At 56.5% G+C, this 7,826-nt stretch carries 6 protein-coding genes; all 6 read right to left on the bottom strand.

The features are described from left to right. Positions 1–28 precede the first annotated feature (28 nt). The 6 genes from trpB to ACP5OT_RS04975 all read right to left on the bottom strand — a co-directional run bounded on the left by trpB (position 29) and on the right by ACP5OT_RS04975 (position 7,468). Entirely contained in the window at positions 29–1,219 is a 1,191-nt protein-coding gene (gene trpB, locus ACP5OT_RS05000) for a tryptophan synthase subunit beta (RefSeq protein WP_428113812.1), read from the bottom strand. Positions 1,220–1,383: 164 nt separating this feature from the next. Beyond that, a complete protein-coding gene (locus ACP5OT_RS04995; RefSeq protein ID WP_428131517.1) occupies positions 1,384–1,740 on the bottom strand; it encodes a Trm112 family protein in 357 nt (118 codons plus the stop codon). Positions 1,741–1,826: 86 nt separating this feature from the next. After that, a complete protein-coding gene (locus ACP5OT_RS04990; RefSeq protein ID WP_428131514.1) occupies positions 1,827–3,299 on the bottom strand; it encodes a UDP-2,3-diacylglucosamine diphosphatase in 1,473 nt (490 codons plus the stop codon). Positions 3,300–3,630: 331 nt separating this feature from the next. After that, the gene (locus ACP5OT_RS04985) at positions 3,631–4,329 is read right to left on the bottom strand and encodes a phosphoribosylanthranilate isomerase (RefSeq protein WP_424674367.1); all 699 of its coding nucleotides are present in this window, start codon (positions 4,327–4,329) and stop codon (positions 3,631–3,633) included. Further along, on the bottom strand, positions 4,322–6,184 hold the full coding sequence (locus tag ACP5OT_RS04980) for an NYN domain-containing protein (RefSeq protein WP_424674366.1): 1,863 nt from the start codon (positions 6,182–6,184) through the stop codon (positions 4,322–4,324). Before ACP5OT_RS04980 ends, ACP5OT_RS04985 begins: the two co-directional genes overlap by 8 nt. Positions 6,185–6,490: 306 nt before the next feature. Then, complete coding sequence (locus ACP5OT_RS04975) at positions 6,491–7,468, bottom strand: glycosyltransferase family 2 protein (protein WP_424674365.1); 978 nt, start codon at positions 7,466–7,468, stop codon at positions 6,491–6,493. Between the last annotated feature and the right edge of the window lie 358 nt (positions 7,469–7,826).

Raw genomic sequence — 7,826 nt, 5'->3', positions numbered from 1 at the left:
CCACCTTCGCACCTTTGTGTTTTACGTTTCAGATCGACACTCCCAGCAGATCGGCAACGGTAAAGATATCTTTGTCGCCTCGCCCTGATACGTTCACCAGAATGATTTGGTCGGGCCGCATTGTCTGAGCAACCTTGATCGCCTCGGCCACTGCGTGGGCACTCTCTAATGCTGGGATAATCCCTTCGAGCTTGGCCAATAACTGGAATGCGGCCAATGCCTCGTCGTCGCTGGCGGCAGTGTAGGTCGCCCGTCCAGTATCGTGGAGCCACGCGTGTTCGGGGCCAATGCTAGCGTAATCCAAGCCGGCACTGACCGAATGAGTGAGCGCGATTTGCCCGAACTCGTCTTGCAGCACATACGAAAAGGTGCCCTGCAGCACACCGGGCGTCGCAGCACGAAAGCGAGCGGCGTGTTCACCGAGTCGTTCACCGCGTCCACCGGCTTCAACGCCGCGCAATGCGACGCCAGGATCATCGAGGAACGGGTGAAAGATACCGATGGCGTTCGAGCCACCGCCAACGCAAGCAATCACCATATCGGGCAACCGACCGGTGGTAGCGAGAATTTGCTCGCGCGCCTCAACCCCGATTACGCGCTGAAAGTCGCGCACCATTGTTGGATAGGGGTGCGGCCCTAGAGCCGAGCCAAGGAGATAATAACTGTCTGGATTCGTCACCCAATCGCGCATTGCCTCGTTGATCGCGTCTTTTAACGTGCGCGAACCACTGCTCACCCCTCGTACTTCAGCCCCCAGCAACCGCATACGGAAGACATTGGGACGCTGGCGGGCCATATCATCAACCCCCATATAGACTACGCACTCTAGACCGAGCAATGCGCAGACAGTGGCAGTTGCTACCCCGTGCTGACCGGCGCCGGTTTCGGCAATCACGCGCCGCTTGCCCATTCGTTTCGCCAACAAGCCTTGCCCTAGCGCATTGTTGATCTTGTGTGCGCCGGTATGGGCCAAATCTTCGCGCTTGAGATAAATGCGTGCGCCACCGCAGTGGGCAGTTAAGCGGGCAGCAAAGGTTAACGGTGTCGGCCGACCGGTATAGGTGCGGTGGAGTGTTGCCAACTCTTCCCAAAACGATGGATCGGCTTTGGCTGCTTCATACGCCTCCTCTAGCGCCCTAACCGCCGGCATCAGCGTTTCAGGCACATACCGACCACCATATGGGCCGAACCGTCCCGGTCGCGAAACAACATCCTGCATAACTTTACTTTCTAGTTACGCAAAGTCGCGAAGAGCGTAGAGTACGCAAAGATTATTTTTATTGAGCGCCCTTGGCGCCCTCTGCGTTACCCACCTTCGCGCCTTTGCCCCTTCGCGCCTTTGCCCCTTTGCGCTCTTTGCGCTCTTTGCGCTCTTTGCGTTAACTACTTCTGAATGAGACTCTCGTCTTTGTTTTTCTCACCCTCTTCGAGCAGCATAATTGGGATACCATCCTCGATGGGGTAGCGATAGCCGTTGCGCCGATTGACCAGCCACTCTTTGCCGTTGGCATCAACCATCAGCTCTACCGGCCCCTTATCACCGGGATCGGCCAGCATGCTGAGCAGGTCGGGGCTGATGCTGCCGCGTTGAGTCGTATTACCGGTATTACCGGTGTTGCTATTCGTAGCCGGTGTCAGATCGAACACACTATCCTCCTGATACTGGCGCACGGCGCGGAAAATGGCAATTGCCAATCCGACCACTGCGGCGATGCCGAGAATGCGTAACACGTTCTTCATACGATCGTTGCCTCCTCTCACGATAGTATGTAGCCAAATCAGCTCTGCCTGTCTCAAGGCTGCTGCGGATATTGTACACGACTTTGCTAACGCTGGCGCGGCGGCTCTTCTTCGTGCCATAGGTGTGGTGGTTGATCAACGCTGTGCCAGACCAACAACTGCGCGCGATGCGCACCGTCTTCACCGCTAGGAATCTCGAGAAATGGATAGCGCTGGTTAGGCCGGCGCATCGTCTCTACATCAAAGACAATGTCTGTCCATGTGCCAACGTTGATATAGCGCCGTCCTTCACCCAGATCGATCACGCGAGCCAAGTGCGTGTGACCACACACAAAGAGGTGGTCATTACGATAGGCCGGTAGACGGGCGATGAGCGCCATCTCGCGGGCAATCTCATCATTGAAAGTATTCACTTCACGGCTGGCTTGCCGACGGGCTTCATCACGCACCTGGTCAACCACTTCGGGTAAGCCACTGAAGGCCTCTGCGGCAGCGCCAAACTGGCGAGCAATCGCTTGATGGCGGGCAACACGCTGGCGACGAAACGTGGCAATCGGTTGCCACAGCGCCAGCAGTGGCGAGCGTCGTAACCACTCGTCGGGTTCACTCGAAAGATGGTGTGGCGGTGCCCACGCCGTAACTTGCAAGAAACCGATCACTCCGCGGGTCACAAAACGTCGTGCTGCCGGATCGCGCAGTCGTTGCAAACTCATCAGATACCAAAAGAAGGCCGATGATGGCTTAATATTGTCGATCAGGGGTGCGAGCGGGAACGGATCTTCTTCAAGCTCGTTAATGACCTCTTTGACCAACTGTGTCCCGCGTACCACCTCGAACGGTTCGCTGATACTGGCAAAATTGACAAACCGATTCCACCGGTCAAACTGATTACCGTGTACGATATAGACACCGCCGCCGTGATAACTGATCCCAAACCGCAACCGCGGATCGTTGGCCGGTAGGTGAAGTGCCTGTCGCAAGACTTCTTTCGCTGCCGGGTAATGCAATTCAAAGTCGTGATTGCCGATCAAGATGGTCAACCGGTTATCGGCCAGTTGGATAAATCGGCGTAGCGCGTTAATCACGCCGGCGTGCGCCTCAATGATCGCTTGCAAGCGTCGTGCGGCAGCCCGTTGTGACCACTCATCATCGGCGACATCGGGTAGGCTGACCTGTAAAAACTCGAAGGTGTCGCCGGCAAGGATCAGTTCGGTTGGTTCTTGTATGACATAATGTTCGATGAACGCAATCAGGGCTTCATCATCACAAAAGTCATCACGCCGGTCGCCACCACCGAGATGAAGATCACTCATCACAATTCGTCGGCGCTGGGTGTCTATCTCTTCTGGTCCGATTGGGGGTGTTGCATATGCGGTAGGACGAATGCGCACACGTCGAAAGCGTAGCACGATCCAGCGTAAGGCGAACAGGAGGGCAACAGCAATGGTTAGCCGGATCACCAAGGTGAGCCACCATTGTGCAATCCGTTGTACATACCTTGCTGCGACGGCTCTCGCTTGCGCATGCTGGGAAGATGAGTTGTTGGTTGTGGTAGGCATGCTCTATCCTAATCCTGTCGCTGTTCACCCATCGTCTCAGCTTACCATAACGCTCATTTGCCGCCGACGGACTGCAACCGGTACGTGGTCGATCGAGGTTTGCCCAATCTCTTTGTGACGGTTGAGTTGATCGGTACGATGGTTCGCGGCGAGAGGCAGGTAGCCGATGCATCTTCAGTCCTTTGGAGGTGGGCTGTGCTGAAGCTGATTCTACCGATAATCGCGCCGTAAGTCGTCGAACGTAACGATCGAAGTTACCAACGGTTGTACCGTTGATCGGCAAGCCGGGCAAACACCATCTCGACAACCACAAGTCTCTTGGCTGCCGATGCTACTCGGTGCAACGCCTTTCAGCGCCACATCCCGCAACTGCATCACTCGTCCTCACAGCCCGCACAAACGCTGCCATCAACTCCGGGTCCTTCTGCCCATCTCGCTCCACGCCACTACTCACATCGACCCCCAGCGGGTTAACGACAGCAATTGCCTGTGCGACATTTGCCGGAGTCAAACCGCCGGCCAGCAAGGTAGGTACACGCCGAGCTAGGTTTGCCGCCCGTTGCCAATCGGCCTGTTGGCCGGTACCGCCATACGTACCGGCGATGTGAGCATCAACCAATGTAGTCATGGTCGGTAAGCGATTGCTGGTGGCCGGTTTCGTCGCCGCGATCCGAGCCAGCCATGCCTCCTCGGTCGGATCACCGGTCATACGGATGGCCTTGATCAGTGGTAACTCAACCGGAATGGAAAAATCGGCCGGCTCATCGCCGCTCAACTGGATTGCCTCTAACCCGACGGTGCGAGCGATCTCAGCGATCACGTGGGCCGATTCGTTTACGAATAATCCCACGATCAACGGTCGTGGTGGCGGGAGAGCACGTACCGCTGCGGCAATTGCCTGAGCTTCGGCCACAGTGACGCGCCGGCGGCTTGGGGCGAATACAAGCCCGATCAGATCGGCGCCGGCAGTGGCGGCTGCCAGCGCGTGATCGATCGTGCGTAAGCCACAGATTTTGATAATCCTACTCAAGTTCTTTCAGCGTGTAATAGACGTAGCGGTTCCGAGTGGTGCGCTCAAGCATACCGTGATGAATGGCTTGCTTGAGCATTGTGCGGTTCTCCTCCATTGTCCGTGGCAAACCATGCTTGCGACGTGCTGTTTGTAACGCACTGAGCAGTTGCTGAAATGTAGCCGGTTTGCCGAGTTCACGGATAGTTGTGCGGAACAACTGCCACTCTTCTGCGCTGAACTCCAGCGTCAGATCGACGTGATCACTGCTACCATCGGTCGCGGTCGGTGGTGTTGGCTCGGCGGGTGAGGTATCGGCCTCAACCGGCTCAGCAGGTGGAGTGCTGACTACCACCGGTTCGGCTGGAGGGGTGGCAGCCGCCACCGGCTCGGCGGGTGAGGTGTCGGCCACGACCAGCTCGGCAACCGATGGTTCGGCAACGGTTGTCTCCGGCAGCGACGATTCACCGATCGGTGTCGATTCTGCGGTCGCCTTACGTGAACGGCGGCGACGGCTACGGCCGGTCTTAGGCGTTGGCTCGCTCGCGACAACAACCGCTACCGGTTCGGCAGCATCGGCAAGCGAGGGAGGCAGATGCTCAGACGGCACAACCGTCTCTATCACGGCACTTTCGTCACTGCTAGCCGTTGCTACCGTTGCCACTGTCGGTTCTTCTAACTGTGGTGGCGTGTAATCGAGGTCATCAATCGCGCTATCTTCCTGTGCGTCGGTGATGGCAGACTCCGTCCCAAGACCATTCGCGGTGACCTCTTCGCGGTTGCGATTATTGCGTCGTGAACGGCGACGCCGACGGCGATTGCTGCTCGATGGAGTTGCCGCGGGTGTATCAGCAACCGTTGTTTTCACCTCTTCAATAATCACCGGTTCAATCTCTGCAAGCTGCACCGTACCGTTGCTACCAATTGGCGGATCAAGCACCAACGGCTCAGGTGGTGGTTCTTCGGTCAGTAGCGGTGCAAACCGCGAGAGCTTCATCGGATCCTCGCCCGGCAAAAAGACCTCGTTGACCGAACCTTTGGTAAAGATTTGCACTTTACCACGTTGCTCAGCGTCAAGCACCAGATCCTTAAACTTCGTGAATGGGCGTCCATTCAGATCGCGGTAGCGACTTTCTTTGAAATCGCCCCCCATAAGCTCTTTCATCAACATCTTGAGCGAGCCAAGGGTCGTGACGTATCCGCGCTTACGGGCAAGATGAATCGCCTGCACCAGCACATCGTAGATGTCTGGTTCTGGGAGAGGGGGTGGTGGGGGAGTAACCGGCGCCATCGGCTCTTCTATCGGTTCGGGTAGTCGGTTTAGCTCAGTAGTACGATTAGCAATCGCCGTGGCGGCGGCGCTCGCATTCGGCTGACGCCCAATCAGTTGCTCGTAGAAAACAAATTCGTCGGCGCTTTGTGCAAGGTGTGTACTAGCCGCTCCACCGATCCCGATGATATACACTTCTTTGCCGTGTTGGCGAATACTGTGGACGAGCGGAATAAAGTCACGGTCGCCGGTAACGAGGACAAAGCGTGCAATATTCGGGTTGGTGTAGAGGGTCTTCATAGCGTCGATACATAGGTTCATATCGACGCTATTCTTGATAGCACGTCCGGTGCGTCCGGCATCTTTGTCGTAGTAGTACGTTGCTACGTAAATCGGTTCGATAGCGTTGGCGTACAGTGCGCTCGTAATACGTGGGTAACGATACCAATCGGCGTAGGCGCGTGAAATCACAACGCGGCCGAGATCGTTGCAGCGGTCCATAATCGCTTCGAAGTTCGGTGTGGCGTTGAGCTTATCGCGCACGCTCACATAGATGTTCTCGAAGTCGATGAAGACCGCGACATCAGGTCGCTTTTGGTCGTACATCGTTGTCTGATCTGCTCCTGTTTCATTTTGGAGAGGAGGTGCGGAGCATGCATCGGTGCCAGCTCACGCAGCTAACAACGTGATAGGCCGGAATCAACGCAAGCCACCAACACGTGCTTCGTCTGCAAAGCAGCATTGACCAGGTTTGAGTTGTCGCAATCTTCAGAATAAGTTGCGGAGCAATACACCGGTATGTTCACGCGAACCAACCTCACAACATTATTTGGCTTGTCTCGCGAAAAATCTTCACATATGCGAGTAGGGCTATTCCGCCACATAGCACCTGCTCTTATCGCTACTATAGCATCAGCCTGTCGCCTTCGCAACCGGTTGAGCAGCCAAATTGCCGGTTGTGCGCAAAATTAATCCGTAGGCGAGGAGTTGCCCGCGTAGGGAGTTCCGGTCGATCCGTCCACTGAAGTAGTCACGCCACGCCTTGCCGATTAGGCGGAGCATACCGAGAGTGACGAGGGCGGCATGCGCGTAGCGTAGACCTCGGCCCCCGAACTTGGCTGTGTACCGCGCCCGTGCCCGCCACAAGGCGACGTACATTTTCCACCGGAATTGGCCGGTAGCAGCGCTACCGACGTGAATAACGTGTGCCGTCGGGACGTGCCAAATCGCCCATCCGGCGAGTTTGATCCGTCGGCACCAGTCGATCTCTTCACAATACATAAAATAGTCTTCGTCCATCAGTCCCACTTCGTCAATTGTGGCGCTGCGTACCAGCATACACGCACCAAGTGGGTAGTCAATTGGAAAGGGAGCATCACCAAATTCAGCCGGGTAACGTCCGTGCCACCATGAGTCGTAGAGGCGACCGGGCAAGACTTCGCCGGGCGGGAAGAGATCAAGGGCCGTCGTGATAAGATCGGGAAAACGGAAGGCAGCTCGTTGAAGTGTGTGATCGGGGTTGAGCAAGCGCGGCCCCACCAACCCAACGCGCGGATGTGCCGCAAGGAAATCGGCCATCGATTCAATTGCTCGCGGTAATAGCTCGGTATCAGGGTTCAGCACCAAAATCGCCCCACAGGTATCTACGAGCAGGCTGATACCCTCATTACATGCAGCCGCATAGCCGGGATTATCCGGCCGTTCCCGCACCGTCACCGTCGGGAATTCCCGACGCACGAGGTGTACGCTCTCGTCGCATGAGCCATTATCCACGACAACAATGCGTAGTGGTAACTCACATCCCTGCAACGACGCCAAACAACGTCGCAACAAGGGGGCCGTATTGTACGAAACGACAACTACGCCAATCGGCGACAAGGTTTGTTCCATAGCGGGCCGATTGTAGCGTTGGCTTACCAAATTTGCAAGTCTGGCCCTCACCTCGCCCCCGCGCTGCGGGAAGAGGGAATAACCCTTCTCCCCCGCTTCAAGAGGAGCTAGATGTCTCGCTCCGTTCACCACGCCAAGTACCGGTAGTCATCAGTGTAAGATGTCTCGCTGCGCTCGACATGACAAAGCACGAGTGGCGCGTTCCGCGCGCCATCATGAGAACCGGCGTTTCCGCTGTGTCATTGCGGGCGCAGCGTCCCCCTTGCTCCCCCGCTTCAAGCGGAGCTAGATGTCTCGCTCCGTTCACCACGCCAAGTACCGGTAGTCATCAGTGTAAGATGTCTCGCTGCGCTCGACA

The sequence above is a fragment of the Chloroflexus sp. genome (genome assembly GCF_049970315.1).
Lineage (GTDB): Bacteria > Chloroflexota > Chloroflexia > Chloroflexales > Chloroflexaceae > Chloroflexus.
Note: the sequence above shows the minus strand (reverse complement) of the source record. Positions and strands in the feature narration are given on the sequence as shown.